Genomic DNA, 18,108 nt, shown 5'->3' with positions numbered 1-18,108 from the left:
TGTATCGGTAATTGGTGACAGTGTCCAAGACCATCACGGGCAAACACAAACTATTGTGGCGACCGTCACAGCGACGTGCGTCACGTACGCCGGATCAGGCAACTGCAACCGGCAGGGCCGGGCGCGGCCTTGGGGAAAGCTTATCCATGTTCTGCCGCCCCGGCACCCGATGAGGCAGGTTTCGGCAGGGCGGCAACATATGATGAACAGGTGGGTGGCGCACGTACGCCCCGGCTCCGGAGAACGCAGGAGCCGGCAGGACCCCGTTCCGGCAACCGGCGTTAGGTATTGGTTTTTCAAGTGCAAGTAGTCAGCATCAGCAGCCTCAAGGGCGGCGTCGGCAAGACATCGGTGACCACCGGATTGGCATCCGCGGCGTTGGCCGCCGGCGTCCCCACCCTCGTCGTCGATCTTGATCCGCACGCGGATGCGAGCACGGCCCTTGGAGTCCGGCCCGGCGACCAGCAGGACATCGGCCGGATGCTCAAGTCTCCCCGACGGGCCCGGCTGGCCGAGAACGTGGTCCCCAGCGGCTGGGTGGAACGCGCGGGCAACGCCGGCGCCGCGAAGCCCGTGCTGGATGTGGCCGTCGGCTCGGCCTACACCGGCATCTATGACCGCCCGGACCTGGGCCGCCGCGACCTGCGCCGCCTCTCTGCAGTGCTTGCCGGCGCGCAGGGTTATGAGCTGGTCCTCGTCGACTGCCCGCCGTCCCTGAACGGGCTCACCAGGATGGCCTGGTCCGCCAGCGACAAGGTCGCCCTCGTCGCCGAACCCGGCCTGTTCTCCGTCGCGGGCACGGAGCGCACCATGCGTGCCATCCAGCTGTTCCGGCAGGAGTTCGCCCCGAAGCTGTCCCCGGCCGGCATCGTCGCCAACCGGGTGCGCACGGGGTCCGCGGAGCACACCTTCCGCCTGGCCGAGATGGAGGCCATGTTCGGCGGCCTGCTCCTGTCCCCGCACATCCCCGAGCAGGCCAACTGGCAGCAGATCCAGGGTGCCGCGCACTCCATCCACCACTGGCCCGGGGAATCGGCCAAGAACGCCGCTGCCCTGTTCGACACCCTGCTCGAAAACCTGATGCACCCGCAGGGCCTGGCCGCCGCCGGGAGCGTCCGCGACCGCAGCCAGCGCTGACGCGCCGGCTCTTCAGCCGCCCGGCCGGTTAATTCCGGCAACAGCAACGCGGGGTCACTTTGCGCCCATCCCAAAGGGATTATTGGGAGGAAAGTGACCCCGCGTTGTGGAGTGGGATAGACCTAGCCGGTTTTGCGGGCAGCCCGCCGCTTGCTCAGTTCGTCGTCGGGAAAGGACTGGTCGCTCGCGTGTTCGCTGGGCAGCGCCGCGAGGCTGCCTTCCACTTCGCGCCAGACCCGGCCGACGGCGATGCCGAATACACCCTGCCCGCCCTGGACAAGGTCGATGACTTCGTCCGCGGACGTGCATTCGTACACGCTGGCGCCGTCGCTCATCAGGGTGATTTGGGCGAGATCCTCGACGCCGCGCTCCCGGAGGTGCTCGACGGCGGTGCGGATCTGCTGCAGCGAGACACCGGTATCAAGGAGGCGCTTGACCACCTTGAGGACCAGGATGTCACGGAAGCCGTAGAGGCGCTGGGAACCTGAACCGGCGGCTCCGCGGACGGCGGGTTCCACCAGGCCGGTGCGGGCCCAGTAGTCCAGCTGGCGGTAGGTGATTCCGGCCGCTTTGCACGCGGTGGGGCCGCGGTAGCCCGCGTCCTCGTCCAGGACAGGGAGATCCTCGGTGAACAGCAGTCCTTGGGCACCGCTGGCGGGCACGGCAACGCCGGCCGTCGTGGTGTGCTTCAGCTCTCCCGCTTCGCCTTTCGGACTCACGTGGATCCTCCTTGTCTGGGCTCCCTGTGGAGATTGCAGCAGTGACCGGTCATCCTTGGCCGTGCAGTCCACGGGCGGATAACATCATCCGTGTCATTCTGCCGGGGCTGCACCTTCCAGTGTGACCTGAGCGGTGCGTTGCGTGCAATGGGAACTTCTACTCCTGACGTTAGGCCTGCCGGGGCCTCAGGTCAAAGACGTTAGGGGTATTGCCGGGGCGTGTCGAAACTTTCATCCTCGGCTTTAACGTTGGCGGAACGTCAGCCGGCAAAATCCTCCGGCTCGACGTCGTCGAGGAACTCGCGGAACCGGCGCATTTCCCCTTCTTCGTCGACGGCGGGGCCCGGGTGGGTGTCTTCGCCCTCGTCGTGTTCGGTAATGCGGACTCCGGCCTCGTCCATAACGGCGTCGGCGCACCAGATCCTGCATTTGGCGCGGAGGGCCAGGGCCAACGCATCGGAGGCACGGGAACTCACGGTGGTCCCGTTGTCGAACTGCAACTGGCCGTAGAAGATGTTGTCCTCGACGGCCACGATGTTGACGCTGACAATGGTGTGCCCCAGGGCTTCGACGACGTCCACCAGCAGGTCGTGAGTCATGGGCCGCGGAGGGACCACCCCCTGCTGGGCCAGGGCGATGGCGCTGGCTTCCGGGGTCCCGATCCAGATCGGCACGTGCCGTTCCCCGTGGATCTCCTTAAGCAGCACAAGCGGCTGGTTGGAGGGAAGCTCGATCCGCACGCCTACAATCTCCACCTCAATCATCAGATGTCCATCCTCGAGATGCGGTCCTGCACCAGGGCCCGGTGCAGCGTCAGGCACAGCTCGCTGATCTCCCGGGCGGCCTCGGCGGCGCGGGCGTGGGAGGCTGCGTCCTTCCGGGAGGTCAGGGTGGCCACCGCGCGTTCCACCAGGCCGAACTCGCGGTCCGCGGCTGCCTGGAACGGGCGCAGGTGCCGCGGCTCCAGCCCGTGGCTCTCCAGCTGGACGCAGGCGCGTGCCACCTGGAGCGCGTTCTCGTCGAACTTGCCGTTGACGTGGCCGATCAGCCCGAAGCTGAGGAGCGATTCCACCAGCGGCACGCTGGCGCCGGACTCGGCCCGGAGCTGTTCCTCGCTGAGCCGGCGGACCCGGCTCTGCAGCTCGGACGCAAGTTCCTCGGAGACGATGCGCGGCGAGACGGTGACGCCCGGGGGCAGGGTGTCCGGGCGTTCCCCGCGGTCGATCGCGTCGAGGTAGTCCTTGATGACCTTCAGCGGCAGGTACTGGTCCCGCTGCAGGGACAGCACAAAGCGCAGCCGCTCGACGTCGCTCTCGGCATACTGCCGGTAGCCGGCGGGCGTCCGCTGGGGGTTGATGAGTCCCTTTTCCTCAAGGAACCGGATTTTCGACGCGGTCATGCTCGGGAAGTCGTCGCTCAGTTGAGCCAGGACTTCCCCGATGTTCAGAACCTGGGGTCCGCGCCGTTCCGCTTGTGCCATGGCCACAGGCAGCTACCCCGGAATCAGACGCTGCCTGCTGCGCGGGCAGGGCTCAGGTAGAAGGTGAGGCGAAACTTCCCGATCTGCACTTCGTTGCCGGACTTCAGCTCCACGCTGTCGACACGGTCGTGGTTCACGTAGGTGCCGTTCAGGCTGCCCGTGTCCACAACCTCGAAGCTCCGCGCTGTACGGCGGAACTCGACGTGGCGGCGCGAGACCGTGACGTCGTCAAGGAAGATGTCGGCGTCCGGGTGACGGCCCGCCGTCGTGATGTCCGAGTCCAGCAGGAAGCGGGCGCCGGTGTTGGGCCCGCTGTGCGCGACCAGCAGCGCCGAGCCATACGGCAGGGCCTCCACCGCGGACCGCTCTTCAGCCGAGAGCTTTGGGGTGATGGTCGGCTCATCGCGGACCGGGGTGAGGTTGATCGACGTGGTCTCCGAAGCCTTCACTCCACCCGTGCCAAAACCGTCACCGGTGTTGTTGCGTTCGCGCCCAAACATTGATTCCTCCATTCGATGCAGGTGTCCCCCCTGCAAACAACGCTGCCGTCCGGAAAAGCCTGGCAATTCCGGCATTCAGCCAACGGGTGGGGCGTGGTCCCGGCTGGTCACCCATCCCATGTCCCAGCGCCCCAATCCGAAAAGGCTTTGCTTTAGCCTACCTGCTGTTCGTACTCCGATGCACTGAGGAGCGACTCGATCGCGTCGGCCTCCGCCAGCTTGATTTCCATCAGCCATCCCTCACCGTAGGGATCCGAATTGATCAGGGCGGAATCGGTGTCCAGGGCCTCGTTCCGCGACACCACTTCACCGGACACCGGGGCGTAAATGTCGCTGACGCTCTTGGTGGATTCCACCTCCCCGATGACGTCGTTCGCCTTGACGGTGGTCCCGGCCTCCGGCATCTGGGCATACACGACGTCCCCAAGGGCGTCCTGGGCAAAATCGGTGATGCCCACGCGCACGACACCGTCGGCGTTCGGGGCGGAAACCCACTCGTGTTCTGCGGTGTAGGACAGCTCTTCGGGAATGATGCTCATGACGGGCCTTTCCTCGGGTCAATCGCCAAATGTTTTCGGCGGCCGGTGAACGGGCCGCCGGTGAAAGTATAGGCATAACCCGAGGTGCCCGGGGAGGACTCTGGCATGATGAAGCGATGATGGAAAACGCCGGAAAAGCCTAGGCCATGCCCGAACTTCCGGAAGTGGCTGCCCTCGCGGACTTTCTGGACCGGCACCTGCAGGGCGCCGTCGTCACGAAGGTCCAGATCGCCTCTTTCGCGGTGCTGAAAACCGCCGACCCGCCCTATACGGCACTGGAGGGCCAGACGGTAAACGGCGTGCGCCGGTTCGGAAAATTCATCAGCCTGGAGGCCGGCGGGCTGTCCTTTGTCTTCCACCTGGCGCGGGCGGGCTGGGTCCGCTTCTCGGAAAACCCGTCGGAGGGCCCATTGAAACCCGGCAAGGGCTACCTGGCAGCGCGGCTGTCCTTTTCCAGCAGCTCCGGGCCGCTGGCCCTCGACCTCACCGAGGCCGGCACAAAAAAGAGCCTGGCGGTCTACGTGGTCCGGGATCCCTCCGATGTTCCCGGCATTGCCGCCCTCGGCCCCGATCCGTTCAGCCCCGGCTTCGACGCCGACGCACTGGCCGGCATCCTTGCCGCCAGCCAGCACCAGATCAAGGGCGTCCTGCGGAGCCAGAGCGTGATGGCCGGCATCGGGAACGCCTACAGCGACGAGATCCTGCATGCGGCCCGGCTCTCGCCGTTCGCCCTCGCCGCCTCCCTGGACCCGGCCGCGGTCCGGCGGCTCTATGACGCCATCCACAGCGTCCTCGGGACAGCCCTGGACGAAGCCCGCGGCAAGGCTCCCCATGAACTCAAGGACGCCAAGCGCAGCCACATGAAGGTCCATGGCCGGGCCGGCGAGGCCTGCCCGGTGTGCGGCGACACGGTGCGTGAGGTGTCCTTCGCGGACACGGCCCTGCAGTACTGCCCGGGCTGCCAGACCCAGGGCAAGATCCTGGCGGACCGGCGGACGTCGCGTTTCCTGAAGTAGGCATGGCCGGGTACGGGCGGCCCGTACCGGTGTAACCCATAAGAAAGCAGAAAACCCCGCCATTCCCTGATCGGGAATGACGGGGTACTTTCTGTTGGTCGGGCTGACAGGATTTGAACCTGCGACCCCTTGACCCCCAGTCAAGTGCGCTACCAAGCTGCGCTACAGCCCGCTGGTTCCGCCGTTCTCCGCTTGCGATTCGCTCCCTGGATTATCCAAAGGATTTCATCGAAGCAGTCCGGCCGAACCACCTCCAAAAGCTTACACGACTCCGGAGGGTGCCCGTGACATTTTCCGCCTGTCACGGAAAGGTGTGTCGCAATTAACGCTTCTTGCCACGCTTTTCCCGCACCCGCATGTTGACCTCGATCGGCGTGCCCTCGAAACCGAAGGTCTCGCGGAGGCGGCGGGTGATGAAGCGGCGGTAGCCCGGGTCCAGGAATCCGGTGGTGAAGAGCACGAACTTCGGCGGACGGCTGGAGGCCTGGGTGCCGAACAGGATGCGGGGCTGCTTGCCGCCGCGGACCGGGTGCGGGTGCGCCGCCACGAGCTCTCCCAGGAAGGCGTTGAGCCGGCCGGTGGGGATGCGCTTGTCCCAGCTTTCCAGCGCGGTGTCCAGGGCCGGGACCAGCCGGTCCTTGTGCCAGCCGGTCTTGGCCGAGATGTTGACGCGCGGCGCCCAGGCGACGTGGGCCAGGTCCTGCTCGATTTCGCGCTCCAGGTAGGTGCGGCGTTCGTCGTCGAGCAGGTCCCACTTGTTGAACGCGAGGACCAGGGCGCGGCCGGATTCGATGGCCAGCTGCAGGATGCGGACGTCCTGTTCGCTGAGCACCTCGTCCACGGCGAGGAGCACCACGGCCACCTCGGCCTTCTCCAGGGCGCTTTGCGTCCGGAGGGAGGCGTAGAAGTCGGCACCCTGGGCCATGTGCTGGCGGCGGCGGATGCCGGCGGTGTCGACGAAACGCCACGTGCGGCCGCCGAGTTCGATGAACTCATCCACCGGGTCGCGGGTGGTGCCGGCGGTGTTGTCGACCACAACGCGCTCGGATCCGGCCAGCTTGTTCAGCAGGGAGGACTTGCCGACGTTCGGGCGGCCGATCAGGGCGATGCGCCGCGGGCCGCCGGAACGTTCCAGGCCTTCGATCGTGGAGTACTCGGGCAGCGTGTCCATCACGTGGTCCAGGAGGTCGGCGACGCCCCGGCCGTGCAGTGCGGACACCGGGTACGGCTCGCCGAAGCCGAGGCCCCAGAGCGTGGCCGAGTCGGCTTCCTGCACAAAGTCGTCCACCTTGTTGGCGACCATGATGACCGGCTTCTTGGAGCGGCGGAGCATTTTGACCACAGCTTCGTCCGTGGCGGTGGCGCCGACGGCGGAGTCCACAACGAACAGCACGGCGTCGGCGAGCTCCACAGCCATCTCGGCCTGTTCTGCGACGCGGGCGTGGATGCCGCGGGCATCGTGCTCCCAGCCGCCGGTGTCCACCACCGTGAAGTTGCGGCCGTTCCAGGTGGCCGAGTACATCACACGGTCGCGCGTGACGCCGGGGGTGTCCTCCACCACGGCTTCGCGGCGGCCGAGGATCCGGTTCACCAGGGTCGACTTGCCCACGTTGGGACGGCCGATGATGGCCAGGACAGGATCCAGCTTGACGGGGCCGTCGAAGTCCTCGTCGTTGTACTCGCCGCTGAGGAGGGCGGCGTCGTCTTCATCGAGTTCGTAGTCGTCCAGGCCTGCCCGGAGGGAGGCCGCGCGGAGCTCTGCTTCCTCATCGTCCAGGGCGGCAAGGTGCTCAGCCACCTGGTCCGTGCCGGTGGGCGTGTATTCGTCTTCGCCGGCGCCGAACTGGCCGGAGGTTTGAGTCGTATCGCTCATTGCACATTCCTTAGGGGGTGATCTGCCGGCGTCCCGGCTACTGCTTCATGACGTTCTTGCGGGGAATCCGCGTCGGGCAGGGGCTGCCCGGTTCTTTGGATTGAGTCCTGGACGTGGCGGGCCAGCGCGGCGCGGATCTCGGTGCCGGCCCTGTCCATTGAAACACGCCCGGTCTCTCCGGGCCTGCGGCTGACATTGAGGGCTCCGCCGAAGCTGACGTGCAGCCGCCGGCGCAGCCGGGGCACGGCGTCGCGGTGTTCGGAGCCGGTCCGGGTGCCGAGGATGGCGACAGGCACCACTGTCGCACCGGAGTTCAGCGCGAGCCAGGCCACGCCCTTGTTGATGGCGGCCGCCTCTCCGTTTCCCCGCGTGCCCTCGGGCAGGATGCCCACGCACCGGCCGGCGTCGAGGACGCCCTTGGCCGCGAGGAGGGCGCCCCGGTCGCCGGTGCGGTCCACCGCCAGCTGGCCGGAGGCCTGGAGGACTTTGCCGAGGAAGCCGGAGAACATCTCCTTCTTCACCAGGATGTGCATGGCCCGCGGGGACGCGCCGAACATCACCGGCCCGTCCAGGAAGCTGATGTGGTTTCCGGCGAAGATCACCGGGCCGGTGGCGGGGACGTTGGACCGTCCCGTGACCGAGGTCCGGTAGAGGACGTGGTCCAGGGTCCATCCCACGGGCCGGCTCCAGAGCGTGGTCCACCGGGCCGGCACCCGGACGTCGGACTGGGCCCGGGCGGCCTGCTGCTGCCTGGGATCAGTCACGGCTGAAGTCCTGGTGGTTGACCACCCGGTCCACGATGCTCAGTGCCGCGTCGACGGTCTCGGCGAAGTCGAGGTCCGAAGAGTCCAGCGTCACTACCCCGTCCGCGGCGCGGGTGAAGTTCACGACGGTGGAGTCCTTCGCGTCGCGCTGCGTGACCTGGGCGGCGAGCTGCTCAGCGCTCTGGCTGCCGCCGAGCTGGATGCCGCGGCGGCGGAGCCGGGCCTCTTCGCTGGCGGTCAGCAGCATCCGGACTTCGGCGTGGGGCGCGACGACGGTGGTGATGTCCCGGCCTTCCACCACCATGCGGCGGTGGTGCTGTTCGATCAGTGCGCGCTGCCGGCGGATCAGTTCGGTGCGGGCGCCGAGGGTGGTGGCGACCGCGCTGACGGCGGCTGAGATCGAGGGCTCGCGGATCGCGAGGGTGACGTCGGTGCCGCCGACGCGCACATATTCCTCCAGCGGGCTGGTGCTGATGTCCAGCTGGAGGTTCTCGGCTGCGGCCTCGACGGCGGCGGCGTCGGCCAGGTCGGTGCCGCTGTCCAGACAGAACCAGGTCAGGGCACGGTACATGGCGCCGGTGTCGAGGTAGGCCAGCCTGAGCCGGCGTGCCACCTCTTTGCTGACGCTGGACTTGCCCGAACCGGACGGCCCGTCGATTGCCACGACAAGGCTTTTTCCGGGACGGAGGATGTCCACGGTTTCAAGAAGTTCCTGGGTCATTACTGGAGTACCCGCCATCCACGGTCATTGAGGGCTTCGATTAGCATTTCGTGTTTGTTGGGCAGCACGGAGATTTCCACCATGCCCACGTTCTGTCCGGAGGAGTGGTCCAGCCGGAGGTCTTCGAGGTTGACGCCGATTTCGCCGATCTCGGTCAGGAGCCGGGCGATCTGGCCGGGGGTGTCATCCACCAGGACCGTCAGCCAGGAGTAAGCCTGCGGGGGCCCGCCGTGCTTGCCCGGGATGCGGGACTGCCCGGCGTTGCCCTCGCTGATGAGCTGGGCGAGGTCAAGCCGCGCGCCGGGCGCAGCCGGATCCTCCAATGTGTCGATGAGCCGGTTGAGGTCCTCGCGGACCCCGTGCAGGATCTCCACCACCTTGCCGGCGTTGGCGCCGAGGATCTGCACCCACAGGGTCGGGTCGCTCGCCGCGATCCGGGTGACATCCCGCAGGCCGTTGCCGGCCAGGGACAAAGCGTGCAGGGGCGTGCCCTGCAGCCGGCTGGCCACGAGGGAGGACACCACCTGGGGAAGGTGCGAGACGAGCGCGACCGCCTCGTCGTGTTCCTCGGCTCCAAATTCGGAGACGACGGCGCCCAGGTCCCCGGCGAGTGAGCGTGCGGCCTGCAGGGCATGCGGGCCGGTCTCCTCCGAGGGGCAGATCACCCACGGCATGGAGGTGAAGAGCTCGCCGCGTGCAGCGACGGGCCCCGACTTTTCGCGGCCCGCCATCGGGTGGGTCCCCACGTAGCGGACCAGGTCGGCGCGCCGCGCGCGGAGGTCGGCCTGGATGCCGGCCTTGACGCTGGCGATGTCGACGACGGTGGCCTCCGGGTAGTCGGCCAGGGCCTTCGCCACCACATCCGCGGTGACGTCCGGCGGCGCGGCGACCACCACGAGTTCGGGCTGCTCGCCGTCAAGGCGCGCCAAGGGCAGGCCGGCGCCGATGTCGACGGCGACGGCCTGGTTGGTGGGCGACGGGTCGGACAGGAAGACTGCCACCCCGCGGCCCCGCAGTCCCAGCCCGATGCTGGTGCCCAGGAGGCCGGTCCCCAGGACCACCACCGGGCCGTTGAGGTGGCCGCGGCCGTGGGTGCGAAAGGCGGACATGCCTACAGCCCTACGGATGCCAGCAGGTGGCCGACTTCCTGCTTGCCGAGGTTGCGGATGCTGCCCTGGCGCTGGTCGCCCAGGCCGATGGGGCCGACCTTCACGCGGACCAGGCGCAGCACGGGGAATCCGACCGCGTCGAACAGGCGGCGGACAATCCGGTTCTTGCCCGAGTGCAGCACGACCTCGATCAGCACGTGGCCCGGGGTGGAGTCCACGAGCCGGAAGGAGTCCACCGACGCGATGCCGTCTTCGAGTTCGACGCCGGCCTTCAGTTCCGCGCCGATGCCCTGCGGGAACGGCCCGCGGACCTGCACCAGGTAGGTCTTGGGGACCTCGTAGGACGGGTGCGTCAGGCGGTTGGCGAGTTCGCCGTCGTTCGTCAGCAGCAGCAGCCCTTCGGTGGCGACGTCGAGGCGTCCGACGTGGAACAGGCGTTCGCCGTGGTTGTTGCGCACGAAGTCGCTGATGCACGGGCGGCCGTCCGGGTCCTCCATGGTGGAGACAACGCCCTTGGGCTTGTTGAACACCATGTAGACCATGTTCTCGTCGAGCTGGATGCGGAGCCCGTCGACGTGGATCACGGCGGTCTTGGGGTCGACGCGGACGCCGAGTTCGGTGACCACCTGGCCGTCAACCTCAACCCGGCCCTCTGCGATCATTTCCTCGCACACACGCCGTGAGGCGACGCCGGCCGAGGCCATGACCTTCTGCAGGCGGATGCCGTCCTGGTCGTGCAGGTCGGACTGGGGCACCTCGGCGCGGGGACCGCGCTTGCGGGCAGGCTTGCGCACGGGCCCGAGGTTCTGGCCGAAGCGTTCGCTGCCGAACACGCGGGAACCGGCGGCCTTGGCCGCTCCGGTGCCGACTCGGGGCTTGGGCTTGAGTGCTCCCGGCGTGCCGGGGGTCTTGCCGGCGCCGGGCTTGCGGGCGGCGGCTTTGCGGGCTGCTTCCTTGCCGGAGGGAGCCTTGGACTTCCAGTCCCCGGCGCCGGGCTTCTTTCCAGCCGATGCCGCGGACGACTCGGGGCCCTGGAGGTCCGGGTCGATGAAGGCTTCTTCGCGCGGCTTGGGGCGCTTGAACGGGCGGTCTCCGCCCGCGTAGCCTGCTCCCCCGCTGCGGCTGCCCTTGCCCTGGGCTCCGCGCGGCGCGCCGCCCTGTGCAGGGCGTCCTGCCCTGTTGTTTCCGGCATTGTTTTGTCCGGCACTGTTGCGTCCCGAACCGTTACGTGGTGAACCCTGGCGTCCCGCCTGTGTCATGACCCGTCCTTCGTTTGGTGGCCGGCGGCAGCTGTCTCCCGACAGCACCCGCCGGCCGGGGCGAAACGTTTCCGCCCCGGTGGATACTTGTGCGCAGGCTGTTGCGCCTGCATCTGTCCTGCCTACATTCGTCCTGCGTCGTAAAACTCTTCGATGCCTTCCAGCCCCGGCAGATGGGGGGAAAGTTGCGGCAGTTCCGCCACCGAGCCGATTCCCATCCGTTCGAGGAAATACGACGTCGTGCGGTACAGGATGGCCCCGGATTCGGGATCGGTTCCCGAGTCCTCGATCAGCCCCCGCTGCGTCAGCGTCCGCACGACAGAGTCAACATTGACTCCTCGAATTGCAGACACCCGCGCCCTGGAAACGGGCTGGCGGTAAGCGATTACGGCGAGCGTTTCGAGCGCCGCCTGCGTCAGCCTGGCTGTCTGTCCCTCAAGCACGAAGCCGGCGACAATGTCGGCGAACTCCGCGCGCGAATAGATCCGCCAGCCTCCGGCGATATTCCGCAATTCAAAGCCCCGGGGGGTGGCCGTCACGCCTTGGGAACTGGCGCTGTCCACATCCGGGGCCTTTCCAGTATAGCCGTTATACTCCTGCTGCAGGTCCGCGAGCAGCCCCTCGACGACGTCGACGGTCAGGTTGAGCCCGGCGGCGAGCTCGGCCGCAGTGGCCGGCTGGTCGATCACCATCAGCACCGCTTCCAGGGCGGCGCGGGCTCCGCCGGGGAGGCTCCCGACGTCGGCGGGCTCCCCCTGGCCGGCGGCCTGTCCGGGTCCGGTCTGGTTCACGGCTGCTCCTCGTACTCTTCGCTCAGGTGGTCACTGCTCCAGCCCTCGGCGCCGGCGGTCCAGCGGACCGTCAGATCCCCCAGCGGAAGCAACTGTTCGAAGGCTACCGCCTTGTCCCGGAACAGCTCCAGCAGCGCCAGGAAGCGGGCGACGACGACGAGGGTGGATTCGGCGTCGGCAGTCAGCGCCCGGAAGGTGAGCGGCGTGCCGGCCCGCAGCCGCCCGCCCAAAATTTCGGCTTGTTCCTTGACGCTGACGGGGGTGCCGTGAAGGTGGGCCAGGCCAACCTCGGTGGGCGCAGCCTCCTTGGGCTTCAGCGCGGACTCTGCCAGGCGTGCGAACTGCTCCGGCGTGTGCCGCCAGAGGAGCTCCGGCAGGAGCGCCGCGAAGTGGCCTTCCAGCGCGACCTGCCGCGGATACCGGCCGGCCTCGAGGTCCAGGGTGTCGCCCATCATGCCGGCCACCTGCTTGAAGGCCTTGTACTGCAGGAGCCGGGCGAAGAGCAGGTCGCGGGCTTCCAGCAGCGCGATGTCCTCCTCGTCCTCGACCGCGCCGGCGGGCAGGAGCCGGGCCGCCTTGAGGTCCAGGAGGGTGGCGGCGATGACCAGGAACTCGCTGGCCTCATCCAGCGCCCACTCCTCGCCCAGCTGCTGCAGGCCCTTGATGTACTTGATGAACTCATCGGTGACCGTGGACAGCGCCACCTCCGTGATGTCCAGCTGGTGCTTGGAGATCAGGCCCAGCAGCAGGTCGAACGGGCCGGTGAAGTTGGCGAGCCGGACCTCGAAGCCCGGTTTCTTCCCGGACGGCGCGAGCTCCGGAGCGGGCAGAGCAGTGCCCTGAGCGGCTGTCCCTTGAATTCCTGTGCCGTGAATAGCTGTGTCTTGGATGGCTGTGCCTTGGATCGCTGACCCGGGCAGGGCCCCGGCTAGGGCGCGCCGCCGCGCGAAATGAGCTCTTTGGCCAGGTTGCGGTAGGCGTCGGCGCCGACGTGGTTGCCGGCGTAGCTGGTGATGGGCTCGGCGGCGACCGTGGCATCGGCGAACTTGATGGACCGCTTGATGACCGTCTCGAAGACTTTGTCCCCGAAGGCTTCCACCAGGCGGGAGATCACCTCGCGGCTGTGCAGGGTGCGGGCGTCGTACATGGTGGCCAGGACACCGTCCACCTGCAGCCGCGGGTTCAGCCGGTCCTGGACCTTGTCGATGGTCTCCACCAGCAGCGCCACGGCACGCAGGGCGAAGAACTCGCAGATGAGCGGGATGATGACGCCGTGGGCGGCAGTCAGCGCGTTGACCGTGAGCAGGCCGAGGGAGGGCTGGCAGTCGATCAGGACGACGTCGTAGTCGTCCTCGACCTTCTTAAGCGCCCGGTCCAGTACCTGTTCGCGGGCCACCTCGTTCACCAACTGGACTTCCGCGGCGGAGAGGTCGATGTTGGCCGGCAGCAGGTCCACGTTTTCGACGCCGGTCTTGTGGATGGCGTCGCGGATGTTGACCTTGCGGTCCATCAGGACGTTGTAGACCGTGAGGTCCAGCTCGTGGGGATTGATGCCGAGGCCCGCGGAGAGGGCGCCCTGCGGATCGAAGTCGACCAGCAGCACGCGGCGGCCGTATTCGGCCAGCGCGGCGGCCAGGTTGATGGTGGAAGTGGTTTTACCCACTCCGCCCTTCTGGTTAACCATGGCGATGACCCGGGCGGGGCCGTGGGAGGACAGCGGCGCGGGCTCCGGAAAGTCGCGTTGAGGGCGCCCGGTGGGGCCCATAACGGCGTCTTCCAGATCGAGTTCGGTGCCTTCCAGAGTTGCTGAACCCTGTTCGCTGCTCACGTATCTATCCACACTTTCGATGACGGTGATGGTGGTGGCTATTGGTCTTGCCTTGACTGGTCTTGCCCTGACTGGTCTTGCCTGACGATGGTGCCCATATGCTGCCGCCGCTGGGCTCCCAGCCGGTTCTGTTCCTCCCAAGGTTACAGGGAACAGTGCGGAACTCTGCGGACATGTCCACCGGCCGCCCCGGGCGAGCCTCAACCTTCTGGTAGAACCCGAAGGTTGACCCTCCTGCACCAAAAACCGCCCGGATGCGAGGCTGCATCCGGGCGGTTCCAGGGGGTTGCGCGGCGGCGGGCTGCGGCGGGGGAACTGCTCCCCCCGCCGCAGCCCCGCTGCGGGTCAGGCGTTGGCGAGCACCGGGCGTGCGGGCTCCGGGGTGGCGTCTGCGGCGGAGTCGTCCGCGGCGTGGCCGGCGATCATGGTCTGCTCGTCGAACGGCTCGTTGCCGGCGAGAACCCGCTCCACCCGTCCGCCGTCGATCTCCTTGACCCAGGTGCCGATCAGGACCGTGGCAACGGCGTTGCCGGTGAAGTTGGTCAGTGCGCGGGCCTCGGACATAAAGCGGTCGATGCCGACGATCATGCCGACGCCGCCCAGCAGCTCCGGCTTGTGGGCCTGGAGTCCGGCAGCGAGGGTGGCCAGGCCGGCGCCGGTGACACCGGCAGCGCCCTTGGAGGCGATGATCATGAAGATCAGCAGGGAGACCTGGGCGCCGAGGTCCAGCGGGGTGCCCATGGCGTTGGCGACGAACAGCGAGGCCATGGTCAGGTAGATGGCGGTGCCGTCGAGGTTGAAGGAGTAGCCGGTGGGGACGGTGACGCCGACTACCGGCTTGGACACACCCAGGTGTTCCATCTTCGCGATGAGGCGCGGCAGGGCGGCCTCGGAGGAGGAGGTGGAGAAGATCAGCAGGTATTCGCGGCCGAGGTACTTCATGAGCCGGAAGATGTTGACGCCGGCGACGACCTTGAGCAGGCCGCCGAGGATCACGGCGATGAACAGGGCGCAGGTGATGTAGAAGGCGCCCATCAGGGTCGCCATGCTGACGATGGCCTGGAAGCCGGTGGCACCGACGACGGCGGCAATCGCGCCGAAGGCGCCTACCGGGGCGAGCCACATGATCATCACGAGGATGCGGAACACGAGGGCCTGGCCATGGCCGACGGCCTTGAGGATCGGGGCGCCCTGTGCACCCATCTGCTGGAGGGCGAAACCGACCAGCAACGCGGCGAGAAGGGTCGGCAGGACCGGGATGTCGCCCGGGATGATACCCAGCAGGAAGTCGACCGTGCTGTCGGTGGCAGCCTTCTTGTTCGGGTCATAGGGCGCGAGCTTGAGGCCCTCGCCCGGGTGGATCAGGTTGCCCACCACGAGGCCGATGGCCAGCGCGAAGGTGGACATCACCATGAAGTAGCCCAGCGCCAGGCCGCCCACCTTGCCCACGGTGGCCGCCTTGGCGATGGAGCCGATGCCCAGGACGATGGTGCAGAAGATGACCGGGGCGATCATCATCTTGATGAGCTTGATGAACCCGTCGCCGAGGGGCTTCATGGACTTGCCGACCTCGGGGAACATCAGGCCCACCAGGGCGCCGAGGATCACGGCGGCGATGACCGCAATGTAAAGATAGTGGGACTTGTCGATGCGCTTGCGCTTCTTGACCGGCGCCGCGGCGGGTGCCGCCGACTCTCCTCGTTGAGAGGCCATGGTGTTCTCCTTGGATAGGCTGGGACGTCGGTGCGGCACGAGCTGTGGGCCCATCGCGTCCGTTCTGCGTGTTCCACCATCATTGGCGATGGAGTGACGCGCATCACCGTTGCGTTCATATTGGTCATGGGAGGTGCTGATGACCCACCGCTGGAGCATCGCCCGCAGGCTGTTCGTGGCCCACCTGCTGTTCATGCTGGCCCTGACCGCCATCGTGGGCACGGCGACGTTTGTCGACGCGCGGGACCAGGCGTACAACGAGGCGGGACGCCGGATGGCCGCCGTCGCGACCACCGTGGCGGACAACCCGCTGGTACTGGATGCGGCGGCCGCCGCGGACCCCACGTCCCTGCTCCAGCCCTACGCGCTGCGGGTGATGGCCGACGCGGACGCGGACTTCATCACCATCATGGCGCCGGACCGCACCCGCTGGACGCACCCCCGGGACGAGGAGCTGGGCAAGCCGTATATCGGTTCCATCGAGGCCGCCCTGGACGGCGAGGTCTTCACCGAGATCACCGCCGGCACGCTGGGCCCGTCCGTGCGCACCATTGCCCCGGTCAAGGACGCGGACGGCAAGGTAAAGGCGCTGGTCGCGGCCGGCGTGACGGTCCGCACCGTGGACATCGCCGTCTCCGGCCGGCTGCCGGCCCTGGCCGCCATCGGGCTGGCCCTCCTGGCCGGCGGGTCCGCCGCGTCCTGGCTGCTGGGACGGTACCTCAAGCAGGTCACCCGCGGCTGGGGGCCGGAGCAGCTTGCCCAGCTCTTCGCCTACTACGAATCCGTCCTCCATTCGGTCCGGGAAGGCGTCATCCTCATCGACCCCAAGGGCAAGGTGGTGATGTACAACGACCAGGCCGCCGACCTCCTGGGGCTCGCACCCCGGACGCCCGACGGCGGGAGCGCCCCTGGCGCAGGGTCGGCATCGGACGGCGGCCGGCAGGACGCGCCGTCGCTCGCGGACCTCCCCCTGGCCCCCAGCCTCCGGGAGCTCTTCGAATCGGGCCGCACCGCGCTGGACGAAATCCACCTGACAGGTTCGCGGATCCTGGTGGTGAACCAGGGACCCGCCGTCGGCCCCGGTTCCGCCACCTCCCGGGCCCGGACCGCCGTCTACGGGACCGTGGCCACGATCCGCGACCGGACCGAGATCGAGTCGCTCGGCAGCGAGCTGGAGACCATGCGCACGCTCTCCGACGCCCTGCGGGCCCAGACCCACGAGCACGCCAACCGGCTGCACACCATCGTCTCCCTCATGGAGCTGGGGCGCGGCGCCGAGGCGCTGGACTTCGCCACGCAGGACCTGGAACTCAGCCAGCGGCTCACCGATGACGTGGTGAGCTCCATCGATGAGCCCGTGCTCGGGGCCCTCATCATGGGCAAGGCCGCCGAGGCGCATGAACGGGGGGTCGAACTGACCCTCAACACCACCGGGCACGGGCCCACCGCTGCGGCCGGGCTGGCCGTGCAGGACCTCGTGGCCGTGCTCGGCAACCTGCTGGACAACGCCATCGACGCCGCGGCGGAGGCGCCGGCCCCGAAACTGGTGGAACTCACGGTGGAAGCGACCGCCGAGGCGCTGGTGATCACCGTGGAGGACAGCGGTCCCGGGATCAATCCCGAAGCGGTGGAGGCCATCTTCCGGCACGGCTTCAGCACCAAGACCCCGGGGCCCTTCGGCCGGGGCTTGGGCCTGGCGCTGGTCCGCCAGGCGGTGCAGCGGCTCGGCGGTACGATGACAATCGAGAGCCCGGCCGGTGCGCTGTTCCGCGTCACCCTGCCCACCTCACCGGCCGCACCGGCGCCGGCCGCGCCCGCGGCTGCCGCGTCCGCGGCAGCACCGGCGCCATCACCCGCGCCATCACCCGCGTCATCACCGACCAGCGAGGGACAGCAATGAGCGAGATCCGTGTACTCGTCGTCGAGGACGAGCCGATTGCCGCGGCGGCCCACGCCGCCTACATCGGCCGGCTGGAGGGATTCACCTTGGCCGGATCCGCCCCGGACGGGCAGTCCGCGCTGCGCCTCATGACCGAGTTCGCAGCCGGCGGCACCCCGGTGGACCTGGTGCTGCTGGACATGAACCTCCCGGACCTGCACGGGCTGGATATCGCCCGCCGTATGCGCGCCGCGGGCCTGTTCACGGACATCATTGCCATCACCGCCGTCAGGGAACTGAACATCGTCCGCAGCGCGGTGGCCACCGGCGTGGTCCAGTACCTGATCAAGCCCTTCACCTTTGCCACGTTCGCGGACAAGCTCACCAGCTACCGGCAGTTCCGCGAGCAGCTGGCCTCCCCCGCCGCCGGGCACGCCGGCCCGGGTGCGTCCCAGAGCGATGTGGACCAGGCCTTCGCCAGCCTGCGCGCCCCCTCCGAGCTGCCGCTGCCCAAGGGCCTGGCAGCATCCACCCTGGTCTCGGTGCAGGAGTTCATCAAGCAGCAGGCCGGCGCCGTGTCCGCCAGTGAGGTGATGGACGCCCTGGGCATGTCCCGCGTGACCGCCCGGCGCTACCTGGAATACCTCGCCGACGCCGGCACGGTCTCCCGGACGGCCCGGTACGGCACGCCGGGCCGGCCGGAGAACGAGTACCGCTGGACCCGCCAGCCGTCCTAAGCGCTCCGCTCCCCCGCCGAGTTGGCATTTCGCGGCAGTGTTT

The 18,108-nt window shown here is 68.1% G+C and carries 18 protein-coding genes and 1 tRNA gene; 4 read left to right on the top strand and 15 right to left on the bottom strand.

The genetic code is table 11. From position 1 onward, the window contains the following. The first annotated feature begins 300 nt into the window (after positions 1–300). Entirely contained in the window at positions 301–1,137 is an 837-nt protein-coding gene (locus tag AR539_RS09825; protein WP_066435534.1) for a ParA family protein, read from the top strand. A gap of 122 nt (positions 1,138–1,259) precedes the next feature. Here AR539_RS09825 and AR539_RS09820 read toward each other — a convergent pair whose 3' ends face one another. The 5 genes from AR539_RS09820 to gcvH form a co-directional block, all read right to left on the bottom strand. After that, entirely contained in the window at positions 1,260–1,856 is a 597-nt protein-coding gene (locus tag AR539_RS09820) for a MerR family transcriptional regulator (RefSeq protein ID WP_066435531.1), read from the bottom strand. Between the two features lie 260 nt (positions 1,857–2,116). Then, positions 2,117–2,620 carry a bifunctional nuclease family protein gene (locus AR539_RS09815; RefSeq protein ID WP_066435528.1) on the bottom strand — a complete coding sequence of 168 codons (504 nt, stop codon included), beginning with the start codon at positions 2,618–2,620 and terminating at the stop codon, positions 2,117–2,119. Beyond that, positions 2,620–3,336, bottom strand: coding sequence for a transcriptional regulator FtsR (ftsR, locus tag AR539_RS09810; protein WP_066435527.1), 717 nt, complete (start codon positions 3,334–3,336; stop codon positions 2,620–2,622). The genes AR539_RS09815 and ftsR overlap by 1 nt, the downstream gene beginning before the upstream one ends. A gap of 23 nt (positions 3,337–3,359) precedes the next feature. Then, positions 3,360–3,836: an FHA domain-containing protein gene (locus AR539_RS09805; protein ID WP_066435525.1), complete on the bottom strand. Its 477-nt coding sequence runs from the start codon at positions 3,834–3,836 to the stop codon at positions 3,360–3,362. Between the two features lie 152 nt (positions 3,837–3,988). Then, entirely contained in the window at positions 3,989–4,375 is a 387-nt protein-coding gene (gene gcvH, locus AR539_RS09800; RefSeq protein ID WP_066435522.1) for a glycine cleavage system protein GcvH, read from the bottom strand. A gap of 146 nt (positions 4,376–4,521) precedes the next feature. On the opposite strand from gcvH, the gene AR539_RS09795 reads away from it, so the two are divergent. Continuing rightward, positions 4,522–5,391 (top strand): Fpg/Nei family DNA glycosylase, encoded by an 870-nt coding sequence (locus tag AR539_RS09795; protein ID WP_066435519.1) that lies wholly within the window; start codon positions 4,522–4,524, stop codon positions 5,389–5,391. Positions 5,392–5,486: 95 nt separating this feature from the next. On the opposite strand, the gene AR539_RS09790 is transcribed toward AR539_RS09795, so the two are convergent. The 10 genes from AR539_RS09790 to AR539_RS09745 all read right to left on the bottom strand — a co-directional run bounded on the left by AR539_RS09790 (position 5,487) and on the right by AR539_RS09745 (position 15,449). Then, positions 5,487–5,563, bottom strand: a tRNA-Pro gene (locus AR539_RS09790). Between the two features lie 150 nt (positions 5,564–5,713). Continuing rightward, positions 5,714–7,264 (bottom strand): ribosome biogenesis GTPase Der, encoded by a 1,551-nt coding sequence (der, locus tag AR539_RS09785; protein ID WP_066435516.1) that lies wholly within the window; start codon positions 7,262–7,264, stop codon positions 5,714–5,716. After that, positions 7,261–7,941, bottom strand: coding sequence for a lysophospholipid acyltransferase family protein (locus AR539_RS09780; protein WP_066436439.1), 681 nt, complete (start codon positions 7,939–7,941; stop codon positions 7,261–7,263). The genes der and AR539_RS09780 overlap by 4 nt, the downstream gene beginning before the upstream one ends. A gap of 79 nt (positions 7,942–8,020) precedes the next feature. Beyond that, complete coding sequence (cmk, locus tag AR539_RS09775) at positions 8,021–8,749, bottom strand: (d)CMP kinase (protein WP_066435513.1); 729 nt, start codon at positions 8,747–8,749, stop codon at positions 8,021–8,023. Further along, the gene (locus AR539_RS09770; RefSeq protein ID WP_066435510.1) at positions 8,749–9,858 is read right to left on the bottom strand and encodes a prephenate dehydrogenase; all 1,110 of its coding nucleotides are present in this window, start codon (positions 9,856–9,858) and stop codon (positions 8,749–8,751) included. The genes cmk and AR539_RS09770 overlap by 1 nt, the downstream gene beginning before the upstream one ends. 2 nt (positions 9,859–9,860) lie before the next feature. Further along, positions 9,861–11,117 carry a pseudouridine synthase gene (locus AR539_RS09765; protein ID WP_066435507.1) on the bottom strand — a complete coding sequence of 419 codons (1,257 nt, stop codon included), beginning with the start codon at positions 11,115–11,117 and terminating at the stop codon, positions 9,861–9,863. 122 nt (positions 11,118–11,239) lie between these two features. Continuing rightward, entirely contained in the window at positions 11,240–11,809 is a 570-nt protein-coding gene (scpB, locus tag AR539_RS09760; protein ID WP_231728581.1) for an SMC-Scp complex subunit ScpB, read from the bottom strand. A 95-nt stretch (positions 11,810–11,904) separates the two neighbouring features. Then, positions 11,905–12,738: a segregation and condensation protein A gene (locus AR539_RS09755; RefSeq protein WP_066435503.1), complete on the bottom strand. Its 834-nt coding sequence runs from the start codon at positions 12,736–12,738 to the stop codon at positions 11,905–11,907. Positions 12,739–12,836: 98 nt separating this feature from the next. Beyond that, a complete protein-coding gene (locus AR539_RS09750; protein WP_066435500.1) occupies positions 12,837–13,736 on the bottom strand; it encodes a ParA family protein in 900 nt (299 codons plus the stop codon). Between the two features lie 345 nt (positions 13,737–14,081). Next, complete coding sequence (locus AR539_RS09745; RefSeq protein WP_066435494.1) at positions 14,082–15,449, bottom strand: cation:dicarboxylate symporter family transporter; 1,368 nt, start codon at positions 15,447–15,449, stop codon at positions 14,082–14,084. Between the two features lie 139 nt (positions 15,450–15,588). Here AR539_RS09745 and AR539_RS09740 point away from each other — a divergent pair, with 139 nt between their 5' ends. Next, on the top strand, positions 15,589–17,349 hold the full coding sequence (locus tag AR539_RS09740) for a sensor histidine kinase (RefSeq protein ID WP_082699287.1): 1,761 nt from the start codon (positions 15,589–15,591) through the stop codon (positions 17,347–17,349). Then, a complete protein-coding gene (locus AR539_RS09735) occupies positions 17,346–18,065 on the top strand; it encodes a response regulator (protein WP_066435490.1) in 720 nt (239 codons plus the stop codon). The genes AR539_RS09740 and AR539_RS09735 overlap by 4 nt, the downstream gene beginning before the upstream one ends. Positions 18,066–18,108 lie beyond the last annotated feature (43 nt).

The sequence above is a fragment of the Arthrobacter sp. EPSL27 genome (assembly GCF_001512305.1).
GTDB lineage: Bacteria > Actinomycetota > Actinomycetes > Actinomycetales > Micrococcaceae > Arthrobacter.
This window is presented reverse-complemented; position numbering and strand designations above follow the sequence as displayed.

Coding starts and splice junctions, on each gene's coding strand:
- ftsR (WP_066435527.1), bottom strand. CDS start 3,336: ATGGCACAAGCGGAACGGCGCGGACCCCAGGTTCTGAACATCGGGGAA.
- AR539_RS09815 (WP_066435528.1), bottom strand. CDS start 2,620: ATGATTGAGGTGGAGATTGTAGGCGTGCGGATCGAGCTTCCCTCCAAC.
- AR539_RS09745 (WP_066435494.1), bottom strand. CDS start 15,449: ATGGCCTCTCAACGAGGAGAGTCGGCGGCACCCGCCGCGGCGCCGGTC.
- AR539_RS09735 (WP_066435490.1), top strand. CDS start 17,346: ATGAGCGAGATCCGTGTACTCGTCGTCGAGGACGAGCCGATTGCCGCG.
- der (WP_066435516.1), bottom strand. CDS start 7,264: ATGAGCGATACGACTCAAACCTCCGGCCAGTTCGGCGCCGGCGAAGAC.
- AR539_RS09765 (WP_066435507.1), bottom strand. CDS start 11,117: ATGACACAGGCGGGACGCCAGGGTTCACCACGTAACGGTTCGGGACGC.
- gcvH (WP_066435522.1), bottom strand. CDS start 4,375: ATGAGCATCATTCCCGAAGAGCTGTCCTACACCGCAGAACACGAGTGG.
- AR539_RS09805 (WP_066435525.1), bottom strand. CDS start 3,836: ATGTTTGGGCGCGAACGCAACAACACCGGTGACGGTTTTGGCACGGGT.
- AR539_RS09740 (WP_082699287.1), top strand. CDS start 15,589: ATGACCCACCGCTGGAGCATCGCCCGCAGGCTGTTCGTGGCCCACCTG.
- AR539_RS09770 (WP_066435510.1), bottom strand. CDS start 9,858: ATGTCCGCCTTTCGCACCCACGGCCGCGGCCACCTCAACGGCCCGGTG.
- cmk (WP_066435513.1), bottom strand. CDS start 8,749: ATGACCCAGGAACTTCTTGAAACCGTGGACATCCTCCGTCCCGGAAAA.
- AR539_RS09795 (WP_066435519.1), top strand. CDS start 4,522: ATGCCCGAACTTCCGGAAGTGGCTGCCCTCGCGGACTTTCTGGACCGG.
- scpB (WP_231728581.1), bottom strand. CDS start 11,809: ATGGTGATCGACCAGCCGGCCACTGCGGCCGAGCTCGCCGCCGGGCTC.